Genomic DNA, 26,028 nt, shown 5'->3' with positions numbered 1-26,028 from the left:
CCCCGCCCTCTCCCGCAAGCGGGAGAGGGGGCCAGGCCGCGTTGGCCGGGAGATTTGCGATCAGTTCCCCTCGCCCGCTTGCGGGAGAGGGGCTAGGGGAGAGGGCGGCGGGTCAGAGCGTGGCGCCGAGCGCGAGGCGTCGCACTTCAACCCCCGCCGTCAGCGCTTCGAAGCTATCGGCGGCCGGAACATCGCGCCCCTCCAGCAACACCCCCCGCACACAAAAATCCCCGCGCTCATCCACGACCAGGAGCAGCGCCTGGCTGACCACCCCATCCTGCAAATCCAGCCGCGCCAGATTCGACAGCTGCGACCACACCTTCGCCCCGGCGCCGATGAACAGATTCGGTCCTTCCAGCCCCAACTGCTGCGCCACATGAAAGCCGGCGGCATTGCTGACGCTGTTCACGAACTCGAACGGCTTGGGCTGCTTGTGCTGCACGCACACCGATTCCAGCAGGGCGATCATGGTCGGCCGAGCGGGGTGGTGGGAGGCGAGGTACAGGCCGCAGTCGCTGCGGATGCCTGCCTTGATCAACGCACCGCCCAGCAGCGCCTGAAAGATCAGCCGGTCGATGCGCCGCGGCGGGTTGCTCAGGTGCTGGCTCAGCGCGGCTTTCAGGTCCTTGTCGCCGGTCGTGGCCAGGCCGTTGATTTCACTGGCGGCGATGACCGTCATTGCTCACCCCCGCAGCCTTGCAGCACCAGGCTGGCGTTGTTGCCGCCAAAACCGAAGAAGTTGGCCAGCACCAACGCGTCATCGGCCAGGTGCACGGGCTGGTTGCCAAGCGGCAGGCTGGCCTCGGTGGCGTAGTCCAGCCCCGGCAACGGCCCCTGTTGCAGGGCGTGCATCAACAGCAGCGTTTCGCTCAGGCCGCAGGCGCCGAGGGTGTGGCCGAGCCAGGGTTTGAGCACGCACAGCGCCGGCATGCGCTCGGGATAGAGGCTGAGCATGCCGTTGGTTTCGGCGTGGTCGTTGGCCTGGGTGGCGGTGCCGTGCAGTTTGATCAGGGCGATATCGCCGGCATCGCGCCCGGCGCTGGCCAGGGCTTTTCGCATCACCCAGTCGATATGGCTGCCGTCTTCGCGGGTGGTGGTCAGGCTGGTGATGTCGCAGGCGCTGAAGCCGCCGAGCAGGAGGGCCAGCGGCGCGCTGCCGGGTTCCAGCCCGAGCAGGGCGGCGCAGTAGGTTTCGCCGAGCACCAGGCCGTCGCGCCCGGGGTGAAACGGACGGTAGCGGCCGCTGGGGCTCAGCAGGTTGAGGGCGCCGAAGCCTTGCATGGCCACGGCACTCGGCGTTTCAAAGGCTAGTACCAGCACACGGATAAACGGCCCGGCGGCCAACTGACGGGCGCCATACAGCAGGCCGTTGGCGGCGCTGGTGCAGGCGGTGTTCAGCGTGTAAGCCTCGGCGAACCCCCAGCGCTCGCGCAGCTGCCCGGCAAGCCGATCCAGTGAGGTGGAGTCGTCTGGCACGAACCCGCCGCGCTCCGCCGCCAGGGTTTCCAGCTCGACGATATCCAGCGCGGTGCTGGCGACAATCAGCAGGCAGTCGTCCAGCACGCCGCAATCGGCGCCGAGGGTTTCGCCCAGCAGCCGATCCAGGCGTTGGTCGAGGCTTTCCTCGCTCGCCGGTACATTCAGGTAGGTGCGCGGCTGCTGTACTTCATGCAGCACGAACTCGCGGCCAGTCGCCCGCTCACCTTCACGCAGTGCCCGGCTGGCGGTGGCCAGGTCGTTTCCCAGCGCGCAGTGCAGGGCGCCGCGCTGCAGGTAGACCGGCGTCACTGCTGCTGCCTGATGAAGGCGGCGATGCTGGCGATGCTGTTGAGGATGCGCCGGCCGTCCTTGGCGCCTTCGATGCGCACGTTGTAGTGCTGCTGGAGCGCCAGCGAGACCTGCAGGGCGTCGAGGCTGTCCATCTGTACCCGGCTTTTCTGGCCGAACAGCGGCTCGTCGTCGGTGATGCTCTGCCAGTCGATATCGTCTTCCTTGTCGCATTCGACGATCAGCAGACGTTTGAGCTGTTCTTCTAGTTGTGTGTTGTCCATTGCGTTTGCTGCACTCGTTTACGGAACAGGAACAACCCGCCAGCGCCCAGCACCAGGGCGAAGAGCAGCAGGCGCGCGCAGTAGGGGGCGACGTCGGCCAGCGAGCCGTGGCCCACCAGCAGGGTCAGGAAGGCGTCCAGCGCCCAGCTCATCGGCGAAAGATCGGCCAGTCGGGCCATCGCGGCGGGCATCACGCTCTTCGGGACCATGATCCCGCCGAGCGCGGCGAGGATTATATTCAGCCCGCCGCCGAGCAACAGCGCCTGTTCGGCGCTACGCGCCAGGGCCGCCAGCAACAAGCCGAGGCTGCCGGTGGCGAGGCCGATGCTCAGCGCCAGCACGGCATAGGCCAACGGGCTGCCGGGCAGGCTCAGCGCGGGCAGGCCGAGCAGCGGCAGCCCGTAGTGACCGAGGGCAAGAAGCAGGGCGAACTGCAGCAGGTTGATCGCCAGGTAGGGCAGCAATTTGCTCAGGGCCAGCGTGGCGAGGCTCAGGCCGAGGCCGCGAAAGCGCAGCAGGGTGCCACTCGCCTGTTCGCGCTGGAATCCGCCCGCCATCGGCAGCACCACGAAGAACATGCCGAAGATCAGCCAGGCCGGCACGCTCAGCTGGGTGGCATTGGCGCGGCCGCTGAGCTCGCCGCTGAGCAACTGGTCCTGTTCCTCGATCGTGCTCTGCGTGCGCTCCTGAACCAGTTGCAGGCGCTGCGTCGGCGTGAGGTCGCCGTCCAGCGCGCCGCTGTCCTGCAGGTAGGCGAGCAGGCGGGTCTGCGCCAGGGCGATGGTCACCGCGCCGCGCACGCGCTGGCGCGACAGGCTGTCGACCCGCGCCGGGAAGCTCAGCGTCGGCCCCTGGTGCGGCGTATCGAGCAATGTGCTGTCGAAGTCCGCCGGGAGGATCACCCGGCTCAGCGCCTCGGGGCTGTCGGCGAGCAGGCGGCTGTCGGGCAGCTGCGCCTGCAGGGCGTCGGCGAAGAAGCGGCTCGAGTCGCTGGCCTGCGGCGCCTCCAGCACCAGGCTGAGCGGCGGCGGGCGGTCCTGCAGGTAGCTGGACATGGCGAAGGCCATCAGCAGCAGGAACAGCGCCGGCATGATGAACAGCACCGCCAGCGCATGCGGATCGCGGGCCAGCAGCAGCCCTTCCTTGCGGACCAGGGCGCGCAGTCTCACAGCCTTCCTCCGTTGAGGCGCAGGTACAGTTGCTCGAGCGACGGGCGACCGAAGCGCAGCAGGCTGGGCAACTCGTCCTGCCTGGCGATGAAGTCGCTGATGGCCTGGAGCTGATGGCCGTCCAGCGCGGCGATGCGGATTCCGTTGGGGATCGTCTCCGCCGTCAGTTGCAACCCGGCGAGCAGCTCATCCAGGCCGGGCGGAGCCTGTCGGGGCCACTCCAGCAACAGGCCGTGTTCATCGCCGAGCAACTCCCGCTTGTCCACATCGAGGCGCACGCGGCCTTCGTGCAGCAGGAAGATGCGTTGCGCCACGCGCTCGACTTCCTCGAGGTAGTGACTGGTGTAGATCACCGCCTTGCCGCTGGCGGTGAGCGCCTCCACGGCGCCCAGGAGCAACTGGCGGCTGCGCGCGTCGACGCCCACGGTGGCTTCGTCGAAGAGGTACAGCGCGGCCGGTTGCAGCAATCCGATGGCGAAGTTCAGGCGGCGCTGCTCGCCGCCGGAGAGTCGCTCGGCGCGGCGCGACAGCTTGTCTTCCAGCGCCGTGTTGGCGATGCAGCGTTCCATCAGGTCGCGGCGTTCGGCGCCGCGCAGGCGGTAGAGGTCGGCGAACAGCTCGAGGTTCTCGCGCACCTTCAGGCCGGCGTAGAACGCCAGTTGCTGTGGCACCAGAGCCAGGAGACGCGGGCCGCGCCAGCGGATCTCGCCCTGTTGCGGCTGCAGCACGCCGCTGATCAGCGAGAGCAGGGTGGTCTTGCCGGCGCCGTTGCTGCCGAGCAGCCCCAGGCATTGGCCCGGTTCCAGCTGCAGGTGGATGTTCTCCAGCGCCGCCGACTCGGCGCCCGGATAGCGAAAACCGAGCCCTTCCAGTTCAAGCATGGACCAGCACCAGCAGCAGTTTGCCGTCCAGCAGCAGGCGCCCCTCGGCATGCACGGCGAAGGCGTACAGCGCACCGGCCGGGCTCAGGGCCTCCTGCGTCGCGCTGACCTGCAGGGCTCCGTCGCGGCGTTGCGGTTCGTGATGCAGGAGGAGGTGCGAGAGCTTGCCGACCAGCGCCATCTCGATGGAATCGTCGGCGCCATATAGGGCACCATGCGCCGCACACAGCTGCGCGGCGGCTTCGAACAGCAGGCAGGGCGAGGCCTCTTCGCCGAACGCAGCGAGGTGATGCCAGGCGGTGAGGCCGATGATGCGCGCGGGGTCGTGCTCGATCAGGCGATCCAGCCAGAGGGCTTCACCCTGATGCGGCAGCAGCGTGTGCAGTTGATCGCGGTCCATTGCTTGCGGTCGCAGCGAAGGGGCTGGCAGTGTAACAGAGGGGTCGGCGGCCGCGTGGTGTCGGGCCCGGACGATCAGGGCGGGAGAAGGAATAGGGATGATGTGGCAGCAATGGTTGGGATTCCTGCTGGGAAGCCTGGTTCTGACAGGCGTCTCGTGGCAGGCCCTGCGCCGGCCGAACTCGCATGGGTTCTACCGTTTCTTCGCCTGGGAGGCGATGCTCGCGCTGTTCGTGGTGAACGCGCCGGTGTGGTTCGAGGACCGCTTCGCGCTGCATCAGAAGGTGTCCTGGGTCCTGCTGTTCGGCTCGCTGGCGGTGCTGTTCCTCGGCCTCTACCAACTGCTGCGTTACGGTCGGCCCAACCGCGGCCGGCGCACCGACGCCGAACTGTTCGACTTCGAGCGAACCTCGCAACTGGTGACTGGCGGGATCTACCGCTTCATCCGCCATCCGCTTTACTGCTCCCTCCTACTGCTGACCTGGGGCATCTGCTGCAAGCAGATCGGTCCGCTGACGCTGCTCCTGGCCGGCGTCGCCAGCGTGCTGCTGCACCGGGCGGCGCGGCGCGACGAGAGCGAATGCCTGGCCTATTTCGGCGAGGCCTACCGCCTCTACATGCAGCGCAGCCGGATGTTCATTCCCTACGTTTTCTGATGCCTGGATGGCGCGGATCGCGGTCGGCAGATAAATGAACCGACGGTCATCCCGAGTTCGGCCATTCATGGTTATGATGCCCGCCAAGACAGCACAGCAGTACCCGCCGGGGTCCTTCGTCAACTACGGGAGCGCAGCAATGGAAACGTTGTATCCGGAGATCAAACCTTTCGCGCGCCATGAGCTGGCGGTGGATGACACGCACCAGCTCTATGTCGACGAAAGCGGCTCGCCGGATGGGCTGCCGGTGCTCTTCGTGCATGGGGGGCCGGGCGCCGGTTGCGATTCGCTGTCGCGGCGCTTCTTCGACCCGCGGCTGTACCGCATCGTCACCTTCGACCAGCGCGGCTGCGGGCGCTCGACCCCGCATGCGAGCCTGGAGAACAACACCACCTGGGATCTGGTGGCCGACATGGAGCGCATCCGCGAGCACCTGGGCATCGACAAATGGGTGCTGTTCGGCGGCTCCTGGGGCTCGACGCTGTCGCTGGCCTACGCGCAGACCCACGCCGAGCGCGTGCACGCGCTGATCCTGCGCGGCATCTTCCTCTGCCGGCCGCAGGAGATTTCCTGGTTCTACCAGGAAGGCGCCAGCCGGCTGTTCCCCGATTACTGGCAGGATTACCTGGCGCCGATCCCGCAGGAAGAGCGCGGCGACCTGGTCCAGGCGTTCTACAAACGCCTCACCGGCAGCGACCAGATCGCCCAGATGGGTGCGGCCAAGGCCTGGGCCTGCTGGGAAGGGCGCACCCTGACGCTGCGACCCAACCCGCAGACGGTCGAGCGTTTCCACGAGCGCGCGTTGTCCATCGCCCGGATCGAGTGTCACTACTTCGTCAACGACGCCTACCTCGAGCCCAACCAGCTACTGCGCGACATGCCGAAGATCGCCCACCTGCCGGGCGTCATCGTGCATGGCCGCTACGACGTGGTGACGCCCCTGGACAACGCCTGGGAGCTGCACCAGGCCTGGCCGAACAGCGAACTGCAGATCGTCCGCGAAGCCGGCCACGCCGCCTCCGAGCCGGGCATCATCGATGCGCTGGTGCGTGCCACCAACGCGATGGCCCGGCGCCTGCTCGATCTGCCTCTGGAAGAGGCGTGAAGGCACTGTTGCAGCGCGTGCTTGGTGCACGCGTCGAGGTGCAGGGCGAAACCGTCGGCGCGATCGACCAGGGCCTGCTGGCGCTGATTGGCGTCGAAAAGCACGACGATGCGGCCAGCGCCGAGCGCCTGCTGCACAAGCTGCTCAACTACCGCGTGTTCTCCGACCCCGCCGGCAAGATGAACCTGTCGCTGAGCGACGTCGGCGGCGGACTGCTGCTGGTGTCCCAGTTCACCCTGGTCGCCGACACCCGCAGCGGCCTGCGCCCGAGCTTCTCCAGCGCGGCACCGCCGGAGCAGGGGCGTGCGCTGTTCGAGCATCTGCTGGCGCAGGCCGGCGCCCGTCATCCGCATGTCGCCAGTGGCCGCTTCGGCGCGGACATGCAGGTGCATCTGGTCAACGACGGGCCGGTGACTTTCCTGCTCGAAAGCTGATCTGTCGTACGACGATTGGCTCCTTTCTTGCCTCATCCTGGCTCGCCTTGGGCGGCGCCTGCGGTTAGCATGCGCCGCCAGCGAGCGGCCGGTCCGCTCGGCGAGCTTCCATGGAAACTGCCCCCTTCTGGAGATGAAATGAAACGATTTCTCGCGTCATTGCTGTTATCCGCCTGCGCCCTGAGCGGCCTGGCCCACGCCGGCATGGTCGACGATGTGGTCAAGCGCGGCACCCTGCGCGTCGGCATGGACCCGACCTACATGCCCTTCGAGATGACCAACAAACGGGGCGAGATCATCGGCTTCGAAGTCGACCTGCTCAAGGCCATGGCGAAGGCCATGGGCGTCAAGCTGGAGCTGGTCTCCACCGGCTATGACGGCATCATCCCGGCGCTGCTGACCGACAAGTTCGACATGATCGGTTCGGGCATGACCCTGACCCAGGAACGCAACCTGCGGATCAACTTCTCCGAGCCCTTCATCGTGGTCGGCCAGACCCTGCTGATCCGCAAGGAACTGGCCAACGACGTGAAGTCGTACAAGGACCTCAACGATCCGAAGTACCGCATCACCTCGAAGATCGGCACCACCGGCGAAATGGTCGCCAAGAAGCTGATCGCCCAGGCCAAGTACAACGGCTTCGACAACGAGCAGGAAGCGGTGATGGACGTGGTCAACGGCAAGGCCGATGCCTTCATCTATGACGCTCCGTACAACGTCGTCGCGGTCACCAAGGCCGGCGCCGGCAAGCTGCTGTTCATCGAAGAGCCCTTCACCTACGAGCCGCTGGCGTTCGGTCTGAAGAAAGGCGACTACGACAGCCTCAACTGGATCAACAACTTCCTGGCCCAGGCCAAGAAGGACGGCACCTACGATCGCATCCATGCCAAGTGGTTCAAGAACACCGACTGGCTCAAGGATATGGAATAAGTAAGGGTCGCCGAGGGTCGCCACGCGCGGTCCTCGGCGCTTTTACGATGTGTCTGCTTCCACGTTGTACCCGAGATATCCCGTGACCAAGAAGAAACGTCCCCTCTGGCCCTGGCACCTGCTGACCGTTCTGATCCTGGTCGGGCTGGCCGCCGGTATCTGGTATTCCACCTCGCTGATTTCCTACGAGTGGCGCTGGAACCGTGTGCCGCAGTATTTCGCTTATCAGGCCGAGGACGCGCAGCGCGCTGCCGACTTCGGCCGTGTCGAGTCCGTCGTCGAAGACGGCGACCGAGCCCGTGTCACCCTGGCCACCGAGAGTGGCAAGCAGCAGGTCGTAGAAGTCGCCCGCAACAGCCTGCTGGTCGCCCAGGGCGATGACGTCAGCGAAGGCGACAGCCTGGGCGTGAACCGTCACTGGGCTGCCGGTCCGCTGCTCTGGGGGTTGTGGACCACGCTGTGGATTTCCGTCGCCGCCGGCGCCGCCGGGCTGGTCATCGGCCTGTTCACCGGCCTCTGCAGGCTGTCGCCGAACCCGACCCTGCGCGATCTTTCCAGCGTCTATGTCGAACTGGTGCGCGGCACGCCGCTGCTGGTGCAGATCTTCATCTTCTACTTCTTCATCGGCACCGTGCTCAACCTGTCCCGCGAGTTCGCCGGGGTGGCGGCGCTGGCGCTGTTCACCGGCGCCTACGTCGCCGAGATCGTTCGCGCCGGGGTGCAGTCGATCGCCCGCGGGCAGACCGAGGCGGCGCGCTCGCTGGGCCTCAACGGTGCCCAGGCGATGCGCCACGTCATCCTGCCGCAGGCGTTCAAGCGCGTGCTGCCACCGCTGGCCGGGCAGTTCATCAGCCTGGTCAAGGACACCTCGCTGGTTTCGGTGATCGCCATCACCGAACTGACCAAGAGTGGCCGCGAGGCGATCACCACCTCGTTCTCGACCTTCGAGATCTGGTTCTGCGTCGCCGCGCTGTATCTGGTGATCAACCTGCCGTTGTCACAAATCGCCAACAAGCTGGAGCGGAGGCTCGCGCAAAGTGATTGAAGTACGCGACCTGACCAAGGTGTTCGACACCCGCGGCCACGTGGTGCGCGCGGTCGACGATGTATCCACCGACGTGGCCAAGGGCGAGGTGCTGGTGGTGATCGGCCCGTCCGGCTCCGGCAAGTCGACCTTCCTGCGCTGCCTCAACGGGCTGGAGGACATCGATTCCGGTTCGGTGAGCATCGACGGGCTCGACCTGGCCAACCCGAAGACCGACATCAACGCCTATCGCCGGGAAGTCGGCATGGTCTTCCAGCATTTCAACCTGTTCCCGCACATGACTGTGCTGGAGAACCTCTGCCTGGCGCAGAAGGTGGTGCGCAGGCGCGGCAAGGCCGAGCGCGAAGACAAGGCGCGGGCGTTGCTGGAGAAGGTGGGCATCGGGCAGAAGGTCAATGAATACCCGTCGCGCCTCTCCGGCGGCCAGCAGCAGCGCGTGGCCATCGCCCGGGCGCTGTGCATGGACCCGAAGGTGATGCTGTTCGACGAGCCGACCTCGGCGCTCGACCCGGAAATGGTCGGCGAGGTGCTGGACGTGATGAAGACCCTGGCGCTGGAAGGCATGACGATGGTCTGCGTGACCCACGAGATGGGCTTCGCCCGCGAAGTGGCGGACCGGGTGCTGTTCTTCGATCACGGCAAGCTGCTCGAGGACACCGCTCCGGCGGAGTTTTTCGCCCATCCGAAAGACCCGCGCGCGCAGGCATTTTTGCGCCAGGTGCTGTAGGAGCGAGCCGCCGGTGGCGCTCCGCGGAGGCGGTCCCGGGAGGCGCCGGGCGCTTTTTCATACGGCAACGCGACGCGAAACCATCGATGCCGCTCAATTGGCCTCAACGTCCGGTAATTAGCGGCGTGCAGCCGCTTGCCGAGCCCGTTCGTCGTCCCTCATCATTCACACCCCAAGAGGCTGCCCAGGGCGGCTTCGGGGAATCATTGCGTACTCACGCGGTCGTTTATGGGTCATCGCCGTCTAGCTTGCGGCTTATAGAAGCAATCTGACGAGTAAGGGGATTACGTTGGTCTCTCATTCCATTGCAGCAGCTTCCTGGCCCGAAAAGCTTCGCCCGATGCTGCTGGGTTTTGCCTTGTTTACCGCCTTCGGCGCCGCGCAGGTCCAGGCCTTCAGCCTCGACGACGTTGGCACGGAAGCGAAGAATCTGGCCGACAAGGCCTACGAAGCACCGAAGAACAACCTGCCCAAGTCGCTGCGCGACCTCAAGTTCGCCGACTACCAGCAGATCCAGTACCGCTCCGACAAGCTGTTCTGGGCCGAGCGCGATACCCCCTTCAAGCTGAGCTTCTATCACCAGGGCATGCAGTTCGACACCCCGGTGAAGCTCAACGAAGTCACCGCCACCAGCGTCCATGAAATCCAGTACGACCCGAACAACTTCAGCTTCGGTTCGCTGCAGCTCGATCACAGCCCGGAAGCGCTGAAGGACCTGGGCTACGCCGGCTTCCGCGTGCTCTATCCGATCAACAAGGCGGACAAGCAGGACGAAGTGATGACCCTGCTTGGCGCCAGCTATTTCCGCGTGATCGGCAAGGGCCAGACCTACGGCCTGTCCGCGCGCGGCCTGGCCATCGATACCGCGCTGCCGTCCGGCGAAGAATTCCCGCGCTTTCGCGAATTCTGGATCGAGCGTCCGAAGGCCGGTGACAAGCACCTGGTGATCTACGCGCTGCTCGATTCGCCGCGTGCCACCGGCGCCTATCGCTTCATCCTGCGTCCGGGCGACGATGCGGTGGTCGACGTGAAGTCGCGGGTCTACCTGCGCGACACCGTCAATCGCATCGGCCTGGCGCCGCTGACCTCGATGTACCTGTTCGGCTCCAACCAGCCGTCGCCGCACCTCAACTACCGCCCGGAACTGCACGACTCCGACGGCCTGGCGATCCACGCCGGTGACGGCGAGTGGCTATGGCGCCCGCTGAACAATCCGAAGCACCTCGCCGTCAGCGCCTTCTCGGTCGAGAATCCCAAAGGCTTCGGCCTGCTCCAGCGCGGCCGCGAGTTCGCCCGCTTCGAGGACCTCGACGACCGCTACGACCTGCGTCCAAGTGCCTGGATCGAGCCCAAGGGCGACTGGGGCAAAGGCCAGGTGCAACTGGTGGAAATCCCCACGCCGGACGAGACCAACGACAACATCGTCGCCTTCTGGACCCCGGCGGAACTGCCCGCGAACGGCGAGCCGCTGGAACTGGACTATCGCCAGCACTGGACGCTGAACGAGCCGGCGCTGCATGCGCAGGACAGCGCCTGGGTCGCCCAGACCCGCCGCTCCACCGGCGACGTCAAGCAATCCAACCTGATCCGTCAGGCCGACGGCAGCGTCGCCCTGCTGGTCGACTTCGTCGGCCCGGCGCTGGCAGCGCGCCCCGAGGGCGAGCCGCTGAGCAGCCAGGTCAGCGTCGGCGACAACGGCGAACTGGTCGAGAACAGCCTGCGCTACAACGCGGTGACCAAGGGCCGGCGCCTGACCCTGCGCTTCAAGGTCAAGGACCCCACGCTGCCGGTGGAAATACGTGCCGCGCTGGTCGATGGCGAGCGCACCCTCAGCGAAACCTGGAGCTACCAGTTGCCCGCCGATGAATAAACCCCATGAAAGCGCCTCGCCCGTCGAGGCCTACCGGCACCATCTTGGACTTTCCGCCGAGGACGGTGATCTTGCCACTGCGGACGACATCGACGTGCTGCTCGGCGGGCTGGCCACGCGGGGACGCGTGAACGGCGCCACCGGCGAAGCCGCGCTGGACTCGGTCGGCCGTCGCCTGGAGCTGGCCTGGCCGGATCTGCGCGACAGCGATGTGATCGGCGTCGACGCCGGGCAGCGGGTCTGCCTCAAGGCGACTCCGCCGGTGCGGCGTACCCGCATGCTGCCCGAACCCTGGATGACCAACCCGCTGGTGCGCGGCTGGCGCAAGCTGTTCGGCGCGCCGCCCAAGCGCCTGCGTCCGCCCGCCGAGGCCGACGAGTACGCGCACTGGCGCACCGTCGGCGCCTGGCGGCGGATGATCCTGCTGATCCTGATGCTGGCGCAGACCGTGGTCGCGACCTGGTACATGAAGCAGGTGCTGCCGTACCAAGGCTGGGGCATGGTCGACCTGCAGGAAGTCTTCCAGCAGGGCTGGCTCGCCTCGATCCGCCAGGTCCTGCCCTATGTGGTGCAGACCAGCATCCTGCTGCTCTTCGCGCTGCTCTGCTGCTGGGTCTCGGCGGGTTTCTGGACCGCGCTGATGGGCTTCCTGCAACTACTCACCGGGCGCGACAAGTACAGCATCTCGGCCAGTTCCACCGGCGAGGAGCCGATCGACCCGCAGGCGCGTACCGCGCTGGTCATGCCGATCGCCAACGAAGACGTGCCGCGCGTCTTCGCCGGTCTTCGCGCAACCTACGAATCGCTGGCCGCCACCGGGCAGCTGGAGCACTTCGATTTCTTCGTGCTCAGCGACAGCAACCAGCCGGACGTCTGCGTCGCCGAGCAGAACGCCTGGCTCGAGCTGTGCCGCGAGGTGAAGGGCTTCGGCCACATCTTCTACCGCCGCCGGCGTCGCCGCGTGAAACGCAAAAGCGGCAACATCGACGACTTCTGCCGCCGCTGGGGCAGCGACTACCGCTACATGGTGGTGCTCGACGCCGACAGCGTGATGAGTGGCGAATGCCTGGTGCGCCTGACCCAGCTGATGGAGGCCAATCCGCGCGCCGGGATCATCCAGACCGCGCCCAAGGCGTCCGGCATGGACACTCTCTATGCGCGCATGCAGCAGTACGCGACGCGCGTCTACGGCCCGCTGTTCACCGCCGGCCTGCATTTCTGGCAGCTCGGCGAATCGCACTACTGGGGCCACAACGCGATCATCCGCATGCAGCCGTTCATCGAGCACTGCGCGCTGGCGCCGTTGCCCGGTACCGGCTCCTTCGCCGGGGCGATCCTCTCCCACGACTTCGTCGAGGCGGCGCTGATGCGGCGTGCCGGCTGGGGCGTGTGGATCGCCTACGACCTGCCCGGCAGCTACGAAGAACTGCCGCCGAACCTGCTGGACGAGCTCAAGCGCGACCGCCGCTGGTGCCACGGCAACCTGATGAACTTCCGGCTGTTCCTGGTTAAGGGCATGCACCCGGTGCACCGCGCGGTGTTCCTCACCGGGGTGATGTCCTACCTGTCGGCACCGCTGTGGTTCCTCTTCCTGGTGCTGTCCACCGCGCTGCTGGCGATCCACCAGTTGCTTGAGCCGCAGTACTTCCTGCAGCCGGGCCAGCTGTTCCCGGTGTGGCCGCGCTGGCGTCCGGAGGAAGCCATTGCGCTGTTCTCCACCACGCTGCTGATGCTGTTCCTGCCCAAGCTGCTCAGTGTGATGCTGATCTGGTTCCAGGGCGCGCGGGAGTACGGCGGCAAGTTCAAGGTGACGGTGTCGATGCTGCTGGAGATGTTCTTCTCCATGCTGCTGGCGCCGGTGCGCATGCTTTACCACACGATCTTCGTGACGGCGGCATTCCTCGGCTGGTCGGTGCAGTGGAATTCGCCGCAGCGTGACGACGACGCCACGCCATGGAGCGAAGCGATCCGTCGCCACGGCATGCAGACGCTGCTCGGCGCCGCCTGGACGGCGCTGGTCGCCTGGCTGAACCCGCAGTTCCTCTGGTGGTTGTCGCCGATCGTGCTGTCGTTGATGTTGTCGATTCCGGTCTCGGTGCTTTCCAGCCGCTCGCGTCCGGGTATCGCCACGCGCCGCGCTAAGCTGTTCGTGATCCCCGAGGAGAGCAACACGCCGCGCGAGCTGAGCGCCACCGACGAGTACACCCAGCTCAACCGCGACAACCAGTTGAAGGACGGCTTCCGCAAAGCGGTCGTCGATCCCTCGCTGAACGCGCTGGCCTGCGCGCTGGGAACCGCTCGCCATGGCCACAGCGAGATCATCGAGCGGCAGCGTCAGCAGCAGATCGAGCGCGCCCTCAGCGAAGGGCCGAAGGCGCTGGACGGTGCACGCAAGATGTTCCTGCTCAGCGACCCGGTCGCGCTGTCGCGCCTGCATGCGCAGGTCTGGCGCAACGGTGTGGCACCCTGGCTGGCCGGTTGGGAAAAACTCCCCGCCGCCTCGGCCAACCCGCCAGCGGGCACCCTCCAGGCCGACGGGCTTCCCCAGCCCGCGGTCTGAAACCGAAGCGGCGATGCGTGATCGCATCGCCGCCCGGTTTCTCGACGGTTCAGGCCCTCAGCAGACGCCGGCGGATGCCTTCGGGCATGGCCGAATCCGCCGCCGTGTCCGCGGCCGGCTCCAGTCCCAGTTCCATCAGCCAGTTCAGCGCCAGCTCGTGCAGCCGGGCCTTTTCATAGATCGGCCAGGCTTGGCGTGCAGCGGGAAACTGCTCCAGCTCGTAGCCGAAGGTGCGCAGCGGTCGCCGGCTCTGCAGGGCCGCCGCCAGCAGCGGATGGGCGTGCGGGTCGTGCAGGTCGAAGAGGAATGCCTCGCGCATGTCGATGCGGTCGGCGGTGTCCAGCGGCGGGATGCCGGCATAGCGCTCGGGATCGCTTTCCAGCTGGTTGAGGGGCTGCGCGTCGGGGTCGTCGGCATCCAGTGAGATGAACTCGCCGCTGTGCAGGTCGAGGTAGTGCTCGAGAGGGCCCGGATCGTCCAGTGCGCGTTCCAGGCGGTGCATGTCGATGGTCAATACGCGCATATCGTCGGCCTCCTGGGGTTTCCACCCGCAGTAGACCATAGTCACGGCGACCCGTGCGGCGCCCTTCGCGCGGGCGCCGACGACGGGGCGATCAGGTTCGGAAGCGCGCCACGCGCTGTTGCAGTTCGGCGCCCAGGCGGGCCAGCTCGACGCTCGAGGCCGCGGTCTCCTCACTGGACGAGGCGGTCTGCTCGGAGATGTCGCGCACGTTGATGACGCTGCGGTTGATCTCCTCGGCGACCACCCCCTGCTGTTCGGCCGCGGCGGCTGCTGGTTCATCGCCTGGATGGTCGACACCGCCCGGGCGATGTCGCCGAGACGGCTGCCGGCGCTGCGGGTCAGCTCGACCGTGCTTTCGGTCAGTGCCCGGCTGCTGTCCATCAGGCTGGCGGCGCGCTGAGTGCCGCTCTGCAGGCCCGCGATCAGCTCCTCGATCTCCTCGGTGGATTTCTACGTGCGTTGCGCCAGGCCGCGTACTTCGTCGGCGACCACGGCGAAACCGCGTCCGGCGTCCCCGGCACGGGCGGCCTCGATGGCGGCGTTGAGCGCCAGCAGGTTGGTCTGCTCGGCGACTGACTTGATTACGTCGAGCACGCTGCCGATGCGCTCGCTTTCCTGCTTGAGCAGGCCGACCGCGTCGTTGGAGCGGCTCACTTCGGCGGCCAGGCGATCCATCTGCCCCACCGCGTCGTTCACCGCGGTTTCGCCCTCACGAGCCTGGCGATCGGCATTGCTGGCGGCGAGCGAGGCTTCCTCGGCGTTGCGTGCGACTTCCTGCACAGTGGCGGCCATCTCGTTCATCGCGGTGGCGACCTGGTCGGTCTCGCTCTTCTGGCTGTTCACCCCGGCGCTAGTCTGCTCGGTGACCGCGGACAGCTGTTCGGCGGCGCTGGCGATCTGGGTGACGCCGTCGCGGATATGCCCGATCAGCTCGCGCAGGTTGAGGGTCATGCGCTGCATGCTCTTCTGTAACTGGCCCAGTTCGTCCTTGCGCCGCACCTGAATGTCCTGGCCTAGGTCGCCGGACCCCGATACGTTCCGCCGCGACCAGGGTGAGGTTGAGGGGGCGGGTGATCTGCCGGGTGATCAACGCCGCGGCGAACACGCCGATCAGCAGCGCCAGCGCGGCGCTGATCGCGAGCAGCCCGCGGGTACGCCCGGTTTCGCTGGTGCGCTTCTCGTTCTGGATCTGGTAGAGCTGCTGGGCGATCTGCAGGAAGCGCTCACCCTCGCTCTGCATGGCGGCGAACTGAGCGGCAGCCGCATCGCTGGCGGTCCGGAACTGTACGACAGCATTACGGTAAGCCTGCAGGGCGGTGGCGATTTCGCCCAGGCTGGCATCCGCCGCGCCGGTCTGCTGGCCCAGTTGGGTGATGCTGCCGATGGCGGCGTCGACGGCGTCGAGCGCGGTCTGTTGCACGCTCGGATCGTTGCTGTAGGTGTAGCCGCGCACCTGGTAGCGCGCCTGCTGCACAGCGAGGCGCAGTTGGGCGACGAGGCGGAACTCGGCGAGCCGGGTAGCATCGTCGAGCGCGCTGTCACCGAGCACGCGCTGCTCCAGGGCGGTGATCAGTTGCACGGCGTGATCGGCATTGCTGCCAAGGCTGGCGCGGGCAGCCTCGCGGGTCTGGTAGGCCTGGCCAAGCAGCTCGATGGCTTTCTGGTAGGCGTCATTGGTGGCGTCCTGCTCGCCAACCAGTTCCATGTCGTCGGGGTCGAGGGTCGCGCCCAGGTCGTCGGAGATCTTGTCGATGTCCTTGAGGCGGCCACGCAGCCGTTCGGCTGTGGCGGGCTCTTGCTTGATCAGATACTGCAGGCGGGAGACGTTCAGGTCCTTGGTCATTTCGCCGAAGCGCGCGGCCGCGCCCAGTTTGTCTCCTCGCTCGATGGTCTGTCCCAGGCTGAACCAGCCGGTTAGGGTGATCAGCAGGGTAAGCAGCAGCACCAGGCCGAAGCCCAGGGCGAGTTTGAGTTTGACGCTAAGGTTGTCGAACCAGTCCATCGCGTGTCTCCACGACAAGAAGGCCATTCCCTGGGGGCGGGATGCTGCGCTTATCGGCCGCAGGTCGCGACTCTATAAAGGTGTAGGACAATTTTAGAAGCGAACCGTGAAAATCCGCAGGGCGCGGGTTCAGTACAGGCGTGCGAGGAGGGCGGTGACGGCGGTTTCGACCCGCAGGATGCGATCGCCGAGCTGCACGGGCGCCAGTCCCGCCGCGATCATCTTCTCGACTTCATAGGGAATCCAGCCACCTTCCGGGCCGATCGCCAGCGTCACCGGAGCGTCGATGCCGCGCGGGCAGGCAGGGTAGTCGCCCGGGTGGGCGATCAGACCGAGGCTGTCGGCAGCGACCGATGCCAGTCGATCCTCTACGAAGGGCTTGAAGCGCTTCTCGATACTCACATCCGGCAGCACCGTGTCGCGCGCCTGTTCCAGACCGAGAATCAGCTGTTCGCGGATCGCGGCAGGCTCGAGGAAGGGCGTCTGCCAGAAGCTCTTTTCCACCCGGTAGCTGTTCAGCAGGACCAGCCGCGGAACGCCCATGGCGGCGACTGTCTGCAGCACGCGGCGAAGCATCTTCGGGCGCGGCAGGGCGAGCAGCAGGGTCAGCGGCAGCTTGGCCGGAGGTGCCTGGTCGAGATCGACCTGCAGTTCCGCTTCGTCGGCTTGCAGCCGCAGCAGGCGCGCCGTGCCCATCGCTCCGCCCAGGCGGCCGACGCGAAGGCTGTCGCCGGCCTCGGCGCGGTGCACGTCATGCAGATGGGTGAGGCGGCGATCGCGCAGGATGGCCCGGTCCGCCGCGACGAAGTCGGCGTTTTCCAGCAACAGCAGGTTCACGGCAGTGGTGCGGGCGGCTGGTTGGTGCTTTCGGCTTCTTCGCGCTCGTCGCGGCTCTTGCGCACGAAGCGCGAGAACAGCAGGCCGACCTCGAAGAGCATCCACATCGGCACGGCCAGCAGGGTCTGCGACATGGGGTCAGGCGGGGTGAGGATCATCCCGACCACGAAGCAGCCGATGATCACGTAGGGTCGGATCTTCTTCAGGTAGGCGACGTCGACGACGCCGATCAGCGTCAGCAGGACCACCGCGACCGGAATCTCGAAGGTCAGGCCGAAGGCGAACAGCAGGGTCAGGAAATCCAGATAGCTGTTCACGTCGGTCATCGTGGTGACGCCTTCCGGCGCCTGGCTGATGAAAAAGTGGAACATCAGCGGGAACACCAGGTAATACGCGAAGGCCATGCCGGCGTAGAACAGCACGATGCTCGACGCCAGCATCGGCACGGCGATGCGCTTCTCGTGCTTGTACAGGCCTGGCGCGATGAAGCCCCAGATCTGCCCGAGGATGATGGGCATCGCCAGCAGCACCGAGACGATCATGGTCAGCTTCAATGGCGCGAGGAACGCCGAGGCCGGATCGATGGAGATCATCGTCGCGCCTTCGGGGAGAAAGCGCCGCAGCGGTTCCGAGGCGTAGGCGTAGATCTGCTTGGAGAAGTACAGCAGGCTGATGAAAATCAGGAAGACCGCGGCCACGCAGCGCAGCAGGCGCGTGCGTAGCTCGGTGAGGTGCGAAACCAGGGGCATTTCCTGGTCCTGTTCCGGTATCTCGCTCATGGGTTACGCGGCGGCTCTGGCGTGACGGGAGTATCGACCGCCGGCGGCGACAGGGCATCGCTCTTCGGCTCTGCATGCAGCGCGGCCTCCACGGTCTCCGGCGAAGCGGCGCTGGGCTGCTCCGGCGTGGTGTTCGTCGGCGGCTGGATGCTGCGCTTCATCTCGCGCTCCAGCGACAGGATGTTCTCGTTGTGCAGCTGCCGGCGAATCTCGTCGGCGCCGATTTCGCGCTCCACTTCCTGCTTGATCGCATTGAAGCTGCGCTTGAGCCGGCCCACCCAAAGGCCGGCGGTACGCGCCGCGCCCGGCAGGCGCTCCGGTCCGAGAACCAGCAACGCCACCAGGGCGATCAGCAGCAGTTCGCCGAAGCTGATACCGAACATGGATTAATCCTTGCGCGCCGGCTCTTCGACCTTGTGCGCCTGGGCGTCGATGGTGTGCGGCTGCTCGAGCGGCGTGGTCGAGGCCTTCGGCTCTTCGGTCGGGCGCTCGTCGTCGTTCATCGCCTTGCGGAAGCCCTTGATCGATTCGCCGACATCCGCGCCCAGGCCCTTGAGCTTCTTGGTGCCGAAAACCAGTACTACGACGATGAGAATGACGATCCAGTGTTTCCAGTCGAAAATGCCCATGGAGAACCTCGTGTGATTAATGGGAGTCGGAGCGGGCGGCCTTTTCGGCATGCCCGGAGAGGCCGAAGCGCCGGTCCAGTTCGTCCAGCACGGCCTGCGGATGCTGGCCGAGGGCGGCGAGCATGACCAGGCTGTGGAACCACAGGTCGGCGGTTTCGTAGATCAGGTCGCTGCAGTCGCCGCTATTGGCGGCGTCCTTGGCGGCGAGGATGGTTTCCACCGATTCCTCGCCGAGTTTTTCCAGGATCTTGTTCAGGCCCTTGTGGTACAGGCTGGCGACGTAGGAGCTGTCGGCCGACGCGCCCTTGCGCGCCTCCAGCACTGCGGCCAGGCGGTCGAGTGTGTCAGTCATGCTGATGGCCCGCCGCGTAGATGGCTTTCGGGTCTTTCAGCGGCGCCTCGACGGTCTTCCAGTCGCCCTCCTGGTAAACCCGGTAGAAGCAGCTTTCGCGCCCGGTGTGGCAGGCGATGCCGCCGACCTGCTCGACCATCAGGATGATCACGTCGGCGTCGCAGTCCAGGCGCAGTTCGTGGAGCTTCTGCACGTGACCGGAGTCCTCGCCCTTGCGCCAGAGCTTGTTGCGCGAGCGCGACCAGTAGATCGCCCGGTTTTCCGCGACGGTCAGGCTCAACGCCTCACGGTTCATCCAGGCCATCATCAGCACCCGGCCCGTACGGTGGTCCTGGGCGATGGCGGCGACCAGGCCGTCGGCGTTCCAGTTGATCTCGTCAAGCCAGTCTTTCATGGTGTCTTTCCGCGCCGGCGCGCCCTGTTCGCAGGGCTCGCGCCGTACTGCCAGTGTCTATGGAGGGGACCTAGTGTGCCAGCCGATGACGCGGCTGGCTATCGGCGCACGACCAGGTAAAGACCCGCAGCGGCCATGATCCACATCGGCCAGGCCTCGATCGCGTTCAGCGACCCGGCGTTCGCGGCGAGTACTGCACCGCCGCCGAGCAGGGCTGCACCGAGCAGGCGCAAGATGCCGCCGTCGCGACGTTCGCGCCAGGGCGGCGGCGGGTCTTCGGCATGCGGTTGCGACATCCGTTCGAGCAGGTCGCGGGTCATGTTGGCCAGGTGCGGCACCTGTTCGAGTTGTGTCTGCAGGTTGCGCAGCAGGGTTTTCGGGCTCATCCGCTCCTTCATCCAGCGTTCGAGGAAGGGTTGCGCGGTGGTCCACAGGTCGAGGTCCGGGTAGAGCTGGCGGCCGAGGCCTTCGATGTTCAGCAGGGTCTTCTGCAGCAGCACCAGCTGCGGCTGGATTTCCATGTTGAAGCGCCGTGCGGTCTGGAACAGGCGCAGCAGCAACTGGCCGAAGGAAATGTCGCGCAGCGGCTTCTCGAATATCGGCTCGCAGACGGTACGGATCGCCGCCTCGAACTCGTTCACCTTGGTGTCCTTGGGAATCCAGCCGGAGTCGATGTGCAGCTGCGCCACCTTGCGGTAGTCGCGCTTGAAGAACGCCACCAGGTTGCGTGCCAGGTAATCCTGGTCTTCCGGGGTGAGGCTGCCGACGATGCCACAGTCCACCGCGATGTATTGCGGGTTCCACGGTTGCTGGGTGCTGACGAAAATGTTGCCGGGGTGCATGTCGGCGTGGAAGAAGCTGTCGCGGAACACCTGGGTGAAGAAAATCTCCACGCCGCGCTCGGCGAGCAGCTTCATGTCGGTGCGCTGGCTGGCGAGGGTCGCCAGGTCGGTGACCGGAACGCCGTAGATGCGCTCCATCACCAGCACTTTCGGCCGGCAGTAATCCCAGTGCACCTGCGGCACGTAGAGCAGCGGCGAGCCGGCGAAGTTGCGCTTCAACTGGCTGGAGTTGGCCGCCTCGCGAAGCAGGTCGAGTTCGTCGTAGATGACCCGCTCGTAGTCGCTGACCACTTCCACTGGGTGCAGCCGGCGTGCCTCGCTGGACAGCCGCTCGGCAAGCCGGGCGATCAGGAACAGCCAGGCGATATCCTGGGCGATCACCGGCTTGAGCCCCGGACGAACCACCTTGACCACCACTTCCTCGCCGCTGTGCAGGCGCGCGGTATGCACCTGTGCCACCGAGGCCGACGCCAGCGGTTGCTGCTCAAAGCGGGCGAACAGCCTGGCGATCGGCGCGCCGAGCTGCGACTCGATCAGGGCCACGGCCTGTTCGGGCGGGAACGGCGGCACCTTGTCCTGCAGGAAGCTCAGCTCGTCGGCGATATCTTCGGGCAACAGGTCGCGGCGGGTGGAGAGAATCTGGCCGAACTTGATGAACACCGGGCCGAGGCCTTCCAGCGCCAGGCGCAGGCGCTGCCCGCGGCTGTGCGGTGAGGTGCGCCGCGGCAGCCAGCGCCAGGGCAGCAGGTAGCCGCAGACGCGCAGGTACCAGGGCAGCGGCAGTTCGAGGACCAGGTCGTCGAGGCGATAGCGGATCACCACGAAGAGGATGCGGAGCAGGCGGCTTAGCGCGGCGAACAGCTTCATGCTTGGGGTTTGGGTCCTTGGACGAGACGCTCGACACGCGCCTCAAGACGGTCGAGAGCCAGTTTCAGCGCATCGAGTTCGGCGAAACGTGCTTCGGCTTCGCGGGCACCGACCAGGCTGGCGGTTTCCTCGGCCAGGTAGTCCTTGAGGTCGAGACGCAGGCTGTCGAGGCTCTGCTCGGCCCAGTTCGACGCGCCCCGCAGGCGGCTGCCGAGGACATGGCTGGCCACCGGTCCGATCCAGCGCGACAGCTCGTATTCCCAGTCCAGCTCGAGGTCCTGGAGTACCGCCGACAGTTCCATCAGCACGCCGCTGTCGCCGTCGATCTGCACGTCCGGGCGATGCAGCACGGCGGTCTTCTGCCGGCTGGTGGCCAGGCGCAGCAGGGTGCCGGCGGGGGCGCGCAGCACGCAGTCCGCCGGCGCCGCCCATTGCCGGGCCAGGCGCAGGCCGTCCGCGTGCGGCAGGATGAACAGGCGCACCGCGGGGGAGGCGCAATCGACCTCGATCACCTTGCCGGACAGCCCGGCGAGGCGCGCCTGTGCGCTGCTGTCCAGCGCGAGGATGCGGTTGATGCCGCTTTCGGCGGCGGCGAGCAGGGCCTGGGTGATCATCAGGGCTTGATTCCCCGATGCAGGGCGACGATGCCGCCGGTCATGTTGTGGAAAGTGACCGCGGCGAAACCGGCATCGGCCATCATGCCCTTGAGGGTTTCCTGATCCGGGTGCATGCGGATCGACTCGGCGAGGTAGCGGTAGCTGTCGGCATCGTTGGTGATCAGCTTGCCCATCATCGGCAGCAGGCTGAACGAGTAGACGTCATAGGCCTTGGACAGCAGCGCGCTGGAAGGTTTGGAGAACTCCAGCACCAGCAGCCGGCCGCCCGGCTTGAGCACGCGCAGCATCGAGCGCAGGGCGTCTTCCTTGTGGGTGACGTTGCGCAGCCCGAAGGCGATGGTCACCACGTCGAAGTGATTGTCCGGGAACGGCAGCTTTTCCGCGTCGGCCTGGACGAACTTGACGTTGCCGGAGACGCCCTTGTCCATCAGTCGATCGCGGCCGACGGCGAGCATCGAGGCGTTGATGTCGGCCAGCACCACTTCGCCGGTCGGGCCGACCAGGCGCGAGAATTGCCTGGTCAGGTCGCCGGTGCCGCCCGCGATGTCGAGCACCCGGTTGCCGGTGCGTACACCGGAGAGCTCGATGGTGAAGCGCTTCCACAGGCGATGAACGCCACCGGACATCAGGTCGTTCATCAGGTCGTACTTGGCCGCCACCGAATGGAACACCTCGGCGACTTTCTGCGCCTTCTGGCTCTCCGGCACGCTCTTGTAGCCGAAGTGGGTGGTGGGCTCGGCGTCTTGGCGGTTAAGCGGATCGTTCATGTCGCAGGCACCGGTGGATAAAAGTGGCGGCCATTCTAAACCGAAAAGCCGACGCCAGGCGCCACGCGCTGTGCGCTGCGTGCGCCGCCGTGGGGCGTGGCCGGTCGCGCTTGATATAGTGCCGCGTCCAACTGCCGCAGCAAGGAGCCTGCATGTCCTCCATCCGCATCGAACGTGAACATTCCCTCGGCCTGGAAGCCGCCCGCGGCAAGGCCGAGGCAATCGCCTCCCGGCTCGCCAGCGACTTCGGCGTCAGCTCGCAATGGGCCGGCGACGATCTCGAGCTGAGTCACTCGGCGGCCAATGGGCGCATTCAGGTCGAGGAAGACAGGGTACGCATCGAGTTGAAACTGGGCCTGATGCTCGCCGCGATGAAGGCGCCGATCCAGGCGAAGATCGAGCGTAGCCTGGAGAAGGCGCTGGGGCAGGCCTGAGCGCCGCCCGTTGCCCTTGCCGACGCCGGCTCGGCTTCGAACTGGCGCTCAGAGCATCAGCCTGACCACCGATTCGCTGGGGTCGCGCGAGCGCCCGGCGGCGGAGAGTTGCTCCAGGTACTCGGCCCAGAGTTGTTCCTGGTGCGTAGCCAGCTGGTACAGGTAGTCCCAGCTGAACAGGCCGCTGTCGTGGCCGTCGTCGAAGGTCAGTTTCAACGCGTAGTTGCCCGCCGGCTCGACCTTGCTCAGGCCGACGGCGATCTTGCCGTGCTGCAGGACCGGCGTGCCGTGACCCTGCACTTCGGCCGACGGCGAATGCACGCGGAGGAATTCGGCGGGCAGGCTGTAACGCTCGGCGCCGTATTCCAGGTCCAGGGTCTTCGACGCCTTGCGCAGTTTGATCGCGGTGGGGACGCGCATCGGTGGAACTCCAGCGGATTCACCCGCGACGAAGGATCGGCCCTCGCCGCGGGGCAGGTTCAGAGAATGTAGCGCGACAGGTCTTCGTCCTGCGCCAGTTCGCCGAGGTGGCCGTTGACGTAGGCGGCGTCGATGCGGATCGGCGCGCCGTTCTGCTGCGAGGCGAGGTCGCCGGCGCTGAACGAGACTTCCTCTAGCAGGCGTTCGAGCAGCGTGTGCAGGCGCCGTGCACCGATGTTCTCGGTCTTCTCGTTGACCTGCCAGGCGATCTCGGCGAGGCGCTTGATGCCGTCCTCGACGAATTCGATGTGCAGCCCTTCGGTCTTCAGCAGTTCGCGGTACTGCTCGGTGAGCGAGGCGTGCGGCTCGGTGAGGATGCGCTTGAAGTCCTGCGGCGACAGCGCCTTGAGTTCGACGCGGATCGGCAGGCGGCCCTGCAGCTCGGGCACCAGGTCGCTGGGCTTGGACAGGTGGAAGGCACCCGAGGCGATGAACAGGATGTGGTCGGTCTTGACCATGCCCAGCTTGGTGTTGACCGTGCTGCCCTCGATCAGCGGCAGCAGGTCGCGCTGCACGCCCTCGCGGGAGACGTCCGCGCCACCGGCGTTGGCGCGCTTGGCGACCTTGTCGATCTCGTCGATGAAGACGATGCCGTTCTGCTCCACGGCTTCCAGCGCCTTGGCCTTGAGTTCTTCCTCGTTGACCAGGCGCGCGGCTTCCTCGTCGCGGACCAGTTTCAGCGCTTCCTTGACCTTCAGCTTGCGGCTCTTCTTCTTGCCCTTGCCCATGTTGGAGAAGAGGTTCTGCAGCTGGATGGTCATTTCCTCCATGCCGGGCGGCGCCATGATTTCCACGCCGGCCGGGGCTTCCGCCACTTCGATCTCGATGTCCTTGTCGTCCAGCTGGCCTTCGCGCAGGCGCTTGCGGAACAGTTGGCGGGTGTTCGAGTCGCCGCTGGGCACCGCGTCGTCGTTGAAGCCGGTGCGTGCCGGCGGCAGCAGTGCGTCGAGGATGCGTTCCTCGGCGGCGTCTTCGGCGCGGTGGGCGACGCGGACCATTTCCTGCTCGCGGAGCATCTTGATCGCCGCATCGGCGAGGTCGCGGATGATCGATTCGACATCGCGGCCGACGTAGCCGACCTCGGTGAACTTGGTCGCTTCCACCTTGATGAACGGGGCGTTGGCCAGCTTGGCCAGGCGCCGGGCGATCTCGGTCTTGCCGACGCCGGTCGGGCCGATCATCAGGATGTTCTTCGGCGTCACCTCGGGGCGCAGCTCGGCAGGCAGCTGCATGCGCCGCCAGCGGTTGCGCAGGGCGATGGCGACGGCGCGCTTGGCATCTTCCTGGCCGATGATGTGGCGGTTGAGTTCGTGGACGATCTCGCGGGGCGTCATGGACATAGTGGTTGGCTCGTTACAGACGTTGGCCGCGCGGCGCGCGGGCCGGGCGGCGGAGGGAGGTGGAGAGGCGTCAGATCGCCGAATCCAGCTCTTCGAGAGTGAGGTTCTGATTGGTGAAGACACAGATCGAACCGGCAATGTTCAATGCGCTTTCGGCGATCTCGCGCGCCGACAGCTCGCTGTGCCTGAGCAGCGCCATGGCCGCGGCCTGGGCGAAGCCGCCGCCCGAACCCATGGCGATCAGGCCTTCCTCGGGTTCGACGACGTCGCCGTTGCCGGTGATGATCAGCGAGGCATCCTTGTTGGCCACCGCCAGCATGGCTTCCAGACGGCTCAGCGAACGGTCGGTGCGCCAGTCCTTGGCCAGTTCGACGGCCGCGCGCACCAGGTGCCCCTGATGCCGTTCGAGCTGGCTTTCGAAGCGTTCGAAGAGGGTGAAGGCGTCCGCGGTGGCGCCGGCGAAGCCGGCCAGCACCTCACCGTGGTAGAGGCGGCGAACCTTCTTCGCGTTGCCTTTCATCACGGTGTTGCCGAGGGAAACCTGGCCGTCGCCGCCCATGACGACTTTGCCGTTGCGGCGAATTGAAACGATGGTGGTCAAGGGGAACATCTCCACGCAGCGGGGCATTCTTGCCCGAATGGAGATTCATATGGGGGCGCGAAACAGCGGCTTCAAGCCGTCCCGCGATCGGGAACGGCGTTGCGGCCCGCGCGCCGGCTCGGCGCGCGTGAAGCGTTACGGCCTCAGCGCACCTGGCGCTGTTGCAGCAGCAGGTTGCCGAAGCCGCTGGCGGAGAGCTGCTTCTGCGCGCCGGCCAGTTGTTCCTTGCTGGCGAACGGGCCGACCAGCACGCGGTACCAGACTTCCTCGCGAACGGTGCCGGATTCCACCTGCACCGCCTGGCCGAGCAGGATGATCTGCGCGCGCACCCGGTCGGCATCGGCCTGCTTGCGGAACGAGCCGGCCTGCAGGAAGTACTGCGTGGTCAGCGGTGCCTTGGCCACCGTCGTCGCGTTCGCCGGCGTGTTCGGCGCGGGCACGGCGACCGGCGGGGGGGGCGGAGGCACCCGGCCATTGAGTGCTGCCTCTGCGCGCGCGGTATCGATCTTCGCCGCCTGCTCGGGCGTCACCGGGGTGGCGGGCGGCGTGGCCGGCATCGAGTCGGGCGGCACTATCACTTCGGACTCGGGCAGCAGCGTGTAGAAGTCGTACTTCGGCTTCACCGGGCCGGCGACTTCGGCGGCGGCCTTCTGCGCGGCTTTCTGCGTGACCTCGGGTTTGACCCGCTTGATCTTGTCGTCGCCGGGCTCGAGCTTCATCAGCAGCACCACGAAGGC

General features: G+C 66.4%; 30 protein-coding genes and 2 pseudogenes. 9 read left to right on the top strand and 23 right to left on the bottom strand.

Annotation, left to right across the window (positions count from 1 at the left end; genetic code table 11):
- Nucleotides 1-112: 112 nt before the first annotated feature.
- From B3E91_RS12735 to B3E91_RS12710, 6 genes are read right to left on the bottom strand one after another with little or no spacing between them, the layout of a single operon-like run.
- The gene (locus tag B3E91_RS12735) at nucleotides 113-679 is read right to left on the bottom strand and encodes a hypothetical protein (protein ID WP_287029777.1); all 567 of its coding nucleotides are present in this window, start codon (nucleotides 677-679) and stop codon (nucleotides 113-115) included.
- The gene (locus tag B3E91_RS12730) at nucleotides 676-1,788 is read right to left on the bottom strand and encodes a beta-ketoacyl synthase N-terminal-like domain-containing protein (protein WP_287029776.1); all 1,113 of its coding nucleotides are present in this window, start codon (nucleotides 1,786-1,788) and stop codon (nucleotides 676-678) included. Before B3E91_RS12730 ends, B3E91_RS12735 begins: the two co-directional genes overlap by 4 nt.
- Nucleotides 1,785-2,051, bottom strand: coding sequence for an acyl carrier protein (locus tag B3E91_RS12725; RefSeq protein ID WP_090225617.1), 267 nt, complete (start codon nucleotides 2,049-2,051; stop codon nucleotides 1,785-1,787). The genes B3E91_RS12730 and B3E91_RS12725 overlap by 4 nt, the downstream gene beginning before the upstream one ends.
- Nucleotides 2,033-3,220 carry an ABC transporter permease gene (locus tag B3E91_RS12720; protein WP_287029774.1) on the bottom strand — a complete coding sequence of 396 codons (1,188 nt, stop codon included), beginning with the start codon at nucleotides 3,218-3,220 and terminating at the stop codon, nucleotides 2,033-2,035. Before B3E91_RS12720 ends, B3E91_RS12725 begins: the two co-directional genes overlap by 19 nt.
- Nucleotides 3,217-4,101 (bottom strand): ABC transporter ATP-binding protein, encoded by an 885-nt coding sequence (locus B3E91_RS12715; protein WP_287029773.1) that lies wholly within the window; start codon nucleotides 4,099-4,101, stop codon nucleotides 3,217-3,219. Before B3E91_RS12715 ends, B3E91_RS12720 begins: the two co-directional genes overlap by 4 nt.
- Nucleotides 4,094-4,501, bottom strand: coding sequence for a beta-hydroxyacyl-ACP dehydratase (locus B3E91_RS12710; protein ID WP_090225622.1), 408 nt, complete (start codon nucleotides 4,499-4,501; stop codon nucleotides 4,094-4,096). The genes B3E91_RS12715 and B3E91_RS12710 overlap by 8 nt, the downstream gene beginning before the upstream one ends.
- Before the next feature lie 97 nt (nucleotides 4,502-4,598).
- Between B3E91_RS12710 and B3E91_RS12705 the strand changes: the two genes are divergently transcribed.
- The 8 genes from B3E91_RS12705 to mdoH all read left to right on the top strand — a co-directional run bounded on the left by B3E91_RS12705 (nucleotide 4,599) and on the right by mdoH (nucleotide 13,827).
- Nucleotides 4,599-5,156, top strand: a complete 558-nt coding sequence (locus B3E91_RS12705; protein WP_273232669.1) for a methyltransferase family protein — start codon at nucleotides 4,599-4,601, stop codon at nucleotides 5,154-5,156.
- A gap of 139 nt (nucleotides 5,157-5,295) precedes the next feature.
- The gene (gene pip, locus B3E91_RS12700) at nucleotides 5,296-6,261 is read left to right on the top strand and encodes a prolyl aminopeptidase (protein ID WP_273232670.1); all 966 of its coding nucleotides are present in this window, start codon (nucleotides 5,296-5,298) and stop codon (nucleotides 6,259-6,261) included.
- A complete protein-coding gene (gene dtd / locus B3E91_RS12695; protein WP_273232671.1) occupies nucleotides 6,258-6,695 on the top strand; it encodes a D-aminoacyl-tRNA deacylase in 438 nt (145 codons plus the stop codon). The genes pip and dtd overlap by 4 nt, the downstream gene beginning before the upstream one ends.
- 138 nt (nucleotides 6,696-6,833) lie before the next feature.
- Complete coding sequence (locus B3E91_RS12690; protein ID WP_090225625.1) at nucleotides 6,834-7,625, top strand: transporter substrate-binding domain-containing protein; 792 nt, start codon at nucleotides 6,834-6,836, stop codon at nucleotides 7,623-7,625.
- Between the two features lie 82 nt (nucleotides 7,626-7,707).
- Nucleotides 7,708-8,670, top strand: a complete 963-nt coding sequence (locus B3E91_RS12685; RefSeq protein ID WP_287029771.1) for an amino acid ABC transporter permease — start codon at nucleotides 7,708-7,710, stop codon at nucleotides 8,668-8,670.
- On the top strand, nucleotides 8,663-9,397 hold the full coding sequence (locus tag B3E91_RS12680; protein ID WP_273232673.1) for an amino acid ABC transporter ATP-binding protein: 735 nt from the start codon (nucleotides 8,663-8,665) through the stop codon (nucleotides 9,395-9,397). The genes B3E91_RS12685 and B3E91_RS12680 overlap by 8 nt, the downstream gene beginning before the upstream one ends.
- Before the next feature lie 340 nt (nucleotides 9,398-9,737).
- Nucleotides 9,738-11,267, top strand: a complete 1,530-nt coding sequence (locus B3E91_RS12675; protein ID WP_287029769.1) for a glucan biosynthesis protein G — start codon at nucleotides 9,738-9,740, stop codon at nucleotides 11,265-11,267.
- On the top strand, nucleotides 11,260-13,827 hold the full coding sequence (gene mdoH / locus B3E91_RS12670) for a glucans biosynthesis glucosyltransferase MdoH (RefSeq protein ID WP_287029766.1): 2,568 nt from the start codon (nucleotides 11,260-11,262) through the stop codon (nucleotides 13,825-13,827). The genes B3E91_RS12675 and mdoH overlap by 8 nt, the downstream gene beginning before the upstream one ends.
- Nucleotides 13,828-13,876: 49 nt before the next feature.
- On the opposite strand, the gene B3E91_RS12665 is transcribed toward mdoH, so the two are convergent.
- The 13 genes and pseudogenes from B3E91_RS12665 to ubiE form a co-directional block, all read right to left on the bottom strand.
- Nucleotides 13,877-14,350, bottom strand: coding sequence for a UPF0158 family protein (locus B3E91_RS12665; protein WP_287029764.1), 474 nt, complete (start codon nucleotides 14,348-14,350; stop codon nucleotides 13,877-13,879).
- A gap of 91 nt (nucleotides 14,351-14,441) precedes the next feature.
- Nucleotides 14,442-14,594, bottom strand: a complete 153-nt coding sequence (locus B3E91_RS22300) for a hypothetical protein (protein ID WP_414708255.1) — start codon at nucleotides 14,592-14,594, stop codon at nucleotides 14,442-14,444.
- 209 nt (nucleotides 14,595-14,803) lie between these two features.
- Nucleotides 14,804-15,349 (bottom strand): annotated as a pseudogene (locus tag B3E91_RS22295) (methyl-accepting chemotaxis protein); the annotation flags it as partial.
- A gap of 217 nt (nucleotides 15,350-15,566) precedes the next feature.
- A pseudogene (locus tag B3E91_RS22290) lies at nucleotides 15,567-16,352 on the bottom strand (methyl-accepting chemotaxis protein); the annotation flags it as partial.
- Between the two features lie 129 nt (nucleotides 16,353-16,481).
- Entirely contained in the window at nucleotides 16,482-17,189 is a 708-nt protein-coding gene (locus B3E91_RS12655) for a 16S rRNA (uracil(1498)-N(3))-methyltransferase (protein ID WP_287029762.1), read from the bottom strand.
- Nucleotides 17,186-17,968 carry a twin-arginine translocase subunit TatC gene (tatC, locus tag B3E91_RS12650; protein ID WP_287029760.1) on the bottom strand — a complete coding sequence of 261 codons (783 nt, stop codon included), beginning with the start codon at nucleotides 17,966-17,968 and terminating at the stop codon, nucleotides 17,186-17,188. The genes B3E91_RS12655 and tatC overlap by 4 nt, the downstream gene beginning before the upstream one ends.
- Nucleotides 17,965-18,351: a Sec-independent protein translocase protein TatB gene (tatB, locus tag B3E91_RS12645; protein WP_273232680.1), complete on the bottom strand. Its 387-nt coding sequence runs from the start codon at nucleotides 18,349-18,351 to the stop codon at nucleotides 17,965-17,967. The genes tatC and tatB overlap by 4 nt, the downstream gene beginning before the upstream one ends.
- A 3-nt stretch (nucleotides 18,352-18,354) precedes the next feature.
- Nucleotides 18,355-18,597, bottom strand: coding sequence for a twin-arginine translocase TatA/TatE family subunit (locus B3E91_RS12640; RefSeq protein ID WP_090225641.1), 243 nt, complete (start codon nucleotides 18,595-18,597; stop codon nucleotides 18,355-18,357).
- A gap of 16 nt (nucleotides 18,598-18,613) precedes the next feature.
- Nucleotides 18,614-18,949, bottom strand: coding sequence for a phosphoribosyl-ATP diphosphatase (locus B3E91_RS12635; RefSeq protein ID WP_273232681.1), 336 nt, complete (start codon nucleotides 18,947-18,949; stop codon nucleotides 18,614-18,616).
- Nucleotides 18,942-19,343, bottom strand: coding sequence for a phosphoribosyl-AMP cyclohydrolase (hisI, locus tag B3E91_RS12630; protein ID WP_273232682.1), 402 nt, complete (start codon nucleotides 19,341-19,343; stop codon nucleotides 18,942-18,944). The genes B3E91_RS12635 and hisI overlap by 8 nt, the downstream gene beginning before the upstream one ends.
- Nucleotides 19,344-19,441: 98 nt before the next feature.
- Nucleotides 19,442-21,052, bottom strand: a complete 1,611-nt coding sequence (gene ubiB / locus B3E91_RS12625; RefSeq protein ID WP_282342702.1) for a ubiquinone biosynthesis regulatory protein kinase UbiB — start codon at nucleotides 21,050-21,052, stop codon at nucleotides 19,442-19,444.
- Entirely contained in the window at nucleotides 21,049-21,666 is a 618-nt protein-coding gene (locus tag B3E91_RS12620; protein WP_090225648.1) for a ubiquinone biosynthesis accessory factor UbiJ, read from the bottom strand. The genes ubiB and B3E91_RS12620 overlap by 4 nt, the downstream gene beginning before the upstream one ends.
- Complete coding sequence (gene ubiE, locus B3E91_RS12615) at nucleotides 21,666-22,436, bottom strand: bifunctional demethylmenaquinone methyltransferase/2-methoxy-6-polyprenyl-1,4-benzoquinol methylase UbiE (protein ID WP_090225649.1); 771 nt, start codon at nucleotides 22,434-22,436, stop codon at nucleotides 21,666-21,668. The genes B3E91_RS12620 and ubiE overlap by 1 nt, the downstream gene beginning before the upstream one ends.
- Nucleotides 22,437-22,588: 152 nt before the next feature.
- On the opposite strand from ubiE, the gene B3E91_RS12610 reads away from it, so the two are divergent.
- Nucleotides 22,589-22,870 (top strand): polyhydroxyalkanoic acid system family protein, encoded by a 282-nt coding sequence (locus tag B3E91_RS12610; protein WP_287029752.1) that lies wholly within the window; start codon nucleotides 22,589-22,591, stop codon nucleotides 22,868-22,870.
- Nucleotides 22,871-22,918: 48 nt separating this feature from the next.
- Here B3E91_RS12610 and B3E91_RS12605 read toward each other — a convergent pair whose 3' ends face one another.
- From B3E91_RS12605 to B3E91_RS12590, 4 genes are all read right to left on the bottom strand, one after another.
- Nucleotides 22,919-23,290, bottom strand: a complete 372-nt coding sequence (locus B3E91_RS12605; RefSeq protein WP_286784313.1) for a DUF971 domain-containing protein — start codon at nucleotides 23,288-23,290, stop codon at nucleotides 22,919-22,921.
- Nucleotides 23,291-23,349: 59 nt separating this feature from the next.
- On the bottom strand, nucleotides 23,350-24,690 hold the full coding sequence (gene hslU / locus B3E91_RS12600; protein ID WP_287029751.1) for an ATP-dependent protease ATPase subunit HslU: 1,341 nt from the start codon (nucleotides 24,688-24,690) through the stop codon (nucleotides 23,350-23,352).
- Between the two features lie 70 nt (nucleotides 24,691-24,760).
- Entirely contained in the window at nucleotides 24,761-25,291 is a 531-nt protein-coding gene (gene hslV / locus B3E91_RS12595; protein ID WP_090225655.1) for an ATP-dependent protease subunit HslV, read from the bottom strand.
- Between the two features lie 143 nt (nucleotides 25,292-25,434).
- On the bottom strand, nucleotides 25,435-26,028 hold a 594-nt coding region (locus B3E91_RS12590; protein ID WP_287029749.1), incomplete at its 5' end, for an SPOR domain-containing protein.

The organism is Pseudomonas sp. UBA6310, assembly GCF_002438225.1.
GTDB lineage: Bacteria > Pseudomonadota > Gammaproteobacteria > Pseudomonadales > Pseudomonadaceae > Pseudomonas_O > Pseudomonas_O kuykendallii.
Note: the sequence above shows the minus strand (reverse complement) of the source record. Positions and strands in the feature narration are given on the sequence as shown.

Coding starts and splice junctions, on each gene's coding strand:
- B3E91_RS12735 (WP_287029777.1), bottom strand. CDS start 679: ATGACGGTCATCGCCGCCAGTGAAATCAACGGCCTGGCCACGACCGGC.
- B3E91_RS12725 (WP_090225617.1), bottom strand. CDS start 2,051: ATGGACAACACACAACTAGAAGAACAGCTCAAACGTCTGCTGATCGTC.
- B3E91_RS12715 (WP_287029773.1), bottom strand. CDS start 4,101: ATGCTTGAACTGGAAGGGCTCGGTTTTCGCTATCCGGGCGCCGAGTCG.
- B3E91_RS12710 (WP_090225622.1), bottom strand. CDS start 4,501: ATGGACCGCGATCAACTGCACACGCTGCTGCCGCATCAGGGTGAAGCC.
- B3E91_RS12705 (WP_273232669.1), top strand. CDS start 4,599: ATGATGTGGCAGCAATGGTTGGGATTCCTGCTGGGAAGCCTGGTTCTG.
- pip (WP_273232670.1), top strand. CDS start 5,296: ATGGAAACGTTGTATCCGGAGATCAAACCTTTCGCGCGCCATGAGCTG.
- B3E91_RS12690 (WP_090225625.1), top strand. CDS start 6,834: ATGAAACGATTTCTCGCGTCATTGCTGTTATCCGCCTGCGCCCTGAGC.
- B3E91_RS12675 (WP_287029769.1), top strand. CDS start 9,738: ATGCTGCTGGGTTTTGCCTTGTTTACCGCCTTCGGCGCCGCGCAGGTC.
- mdoH (WP_287029766.1), top strand. CDS start 11,260: ATGAATAAACCCCATGAAAGCGCCTCGCCCGTCGAGGCCTACCGGCAC.
- B3E91_RS12665 (WP_287029764.1), bottom strand. CDS start 14,350: ATGCGCGTATTGACCATCGACATGCACCGCCTGGAACGCGCACTGGAC.
- tatC (WP_287029760.1), bottom strand. CDS start 17,968: ATGAGCGAGATACCGGAACAGGACCAGGAAATGCCCCTGGTTTCGCAC.
- tatB (WP_273232680.1), bottom strand. CDS start 18,351: ATGTTCGGTATCAGCTTCGGCGAACTGCTGCTGATCGCCCTGGTGGCG.
- B3E91_RS12640 (WP_090225641.1), bottom strand. CDS start 18,597: ATGGGCATTTTCGACTGGAAACACTGGATCGTCATTCTCATCGTCGTA.
- B3E91_RS12635 (WP_273232681.1), bottom strand. CDS start 18,949: ATGACTGACACACTCGACCGCCTGGCCGCAGTGCTGGAGGCGCGCAAG.
- hisI (WP_273232682.1), bottom strand. CDS start 19,343: ATGAAAGACTGGCTTGACGAGATCAACTGGAACGCCGACGGCCTGGTC.
- ubiB (WP_282342702.1), bottom strand. CDS start 21,052: ATGAAGCTGTTCGCCGCGCTAAGCCGCCTGCTCCGCATCCTCTTCGTG.
- B3E91_RS12620 (WP_090225648.1), bottom strand. CDS start 21,666: ATGATCACCCAGGCCCTGCTCGCCGCCGCCGAAAGCGGCATCAACCGC.
- ubiE (WP_090225649.1), bottom strand. CDS start 22,436: ATGAACGATCCGCTTAACCGCCAAGACGCCGAGCCCACCACCCACTTC.
- B3E91_RS12610 (WP_287029752.1), top strand. CDS start 22,589: ATGTCCTCCATCCGCATCGAACGTGAACATTCCCTCGGCCTGGAAGCC.
- B3E91_RS12605 (WP_286784313.1), bottom strand. CDS start 23,290: ATGCGCGTCCCCACCGCGATCAAACTGCGCAAGGCGTCGAAGACCCTG.
- hslU (WP_287029751.1), bottom strand. CDS start 24,690: ATGTCCATGACGCCCCGCGAGATCGTCCACGAACTCAACCGCCACATC.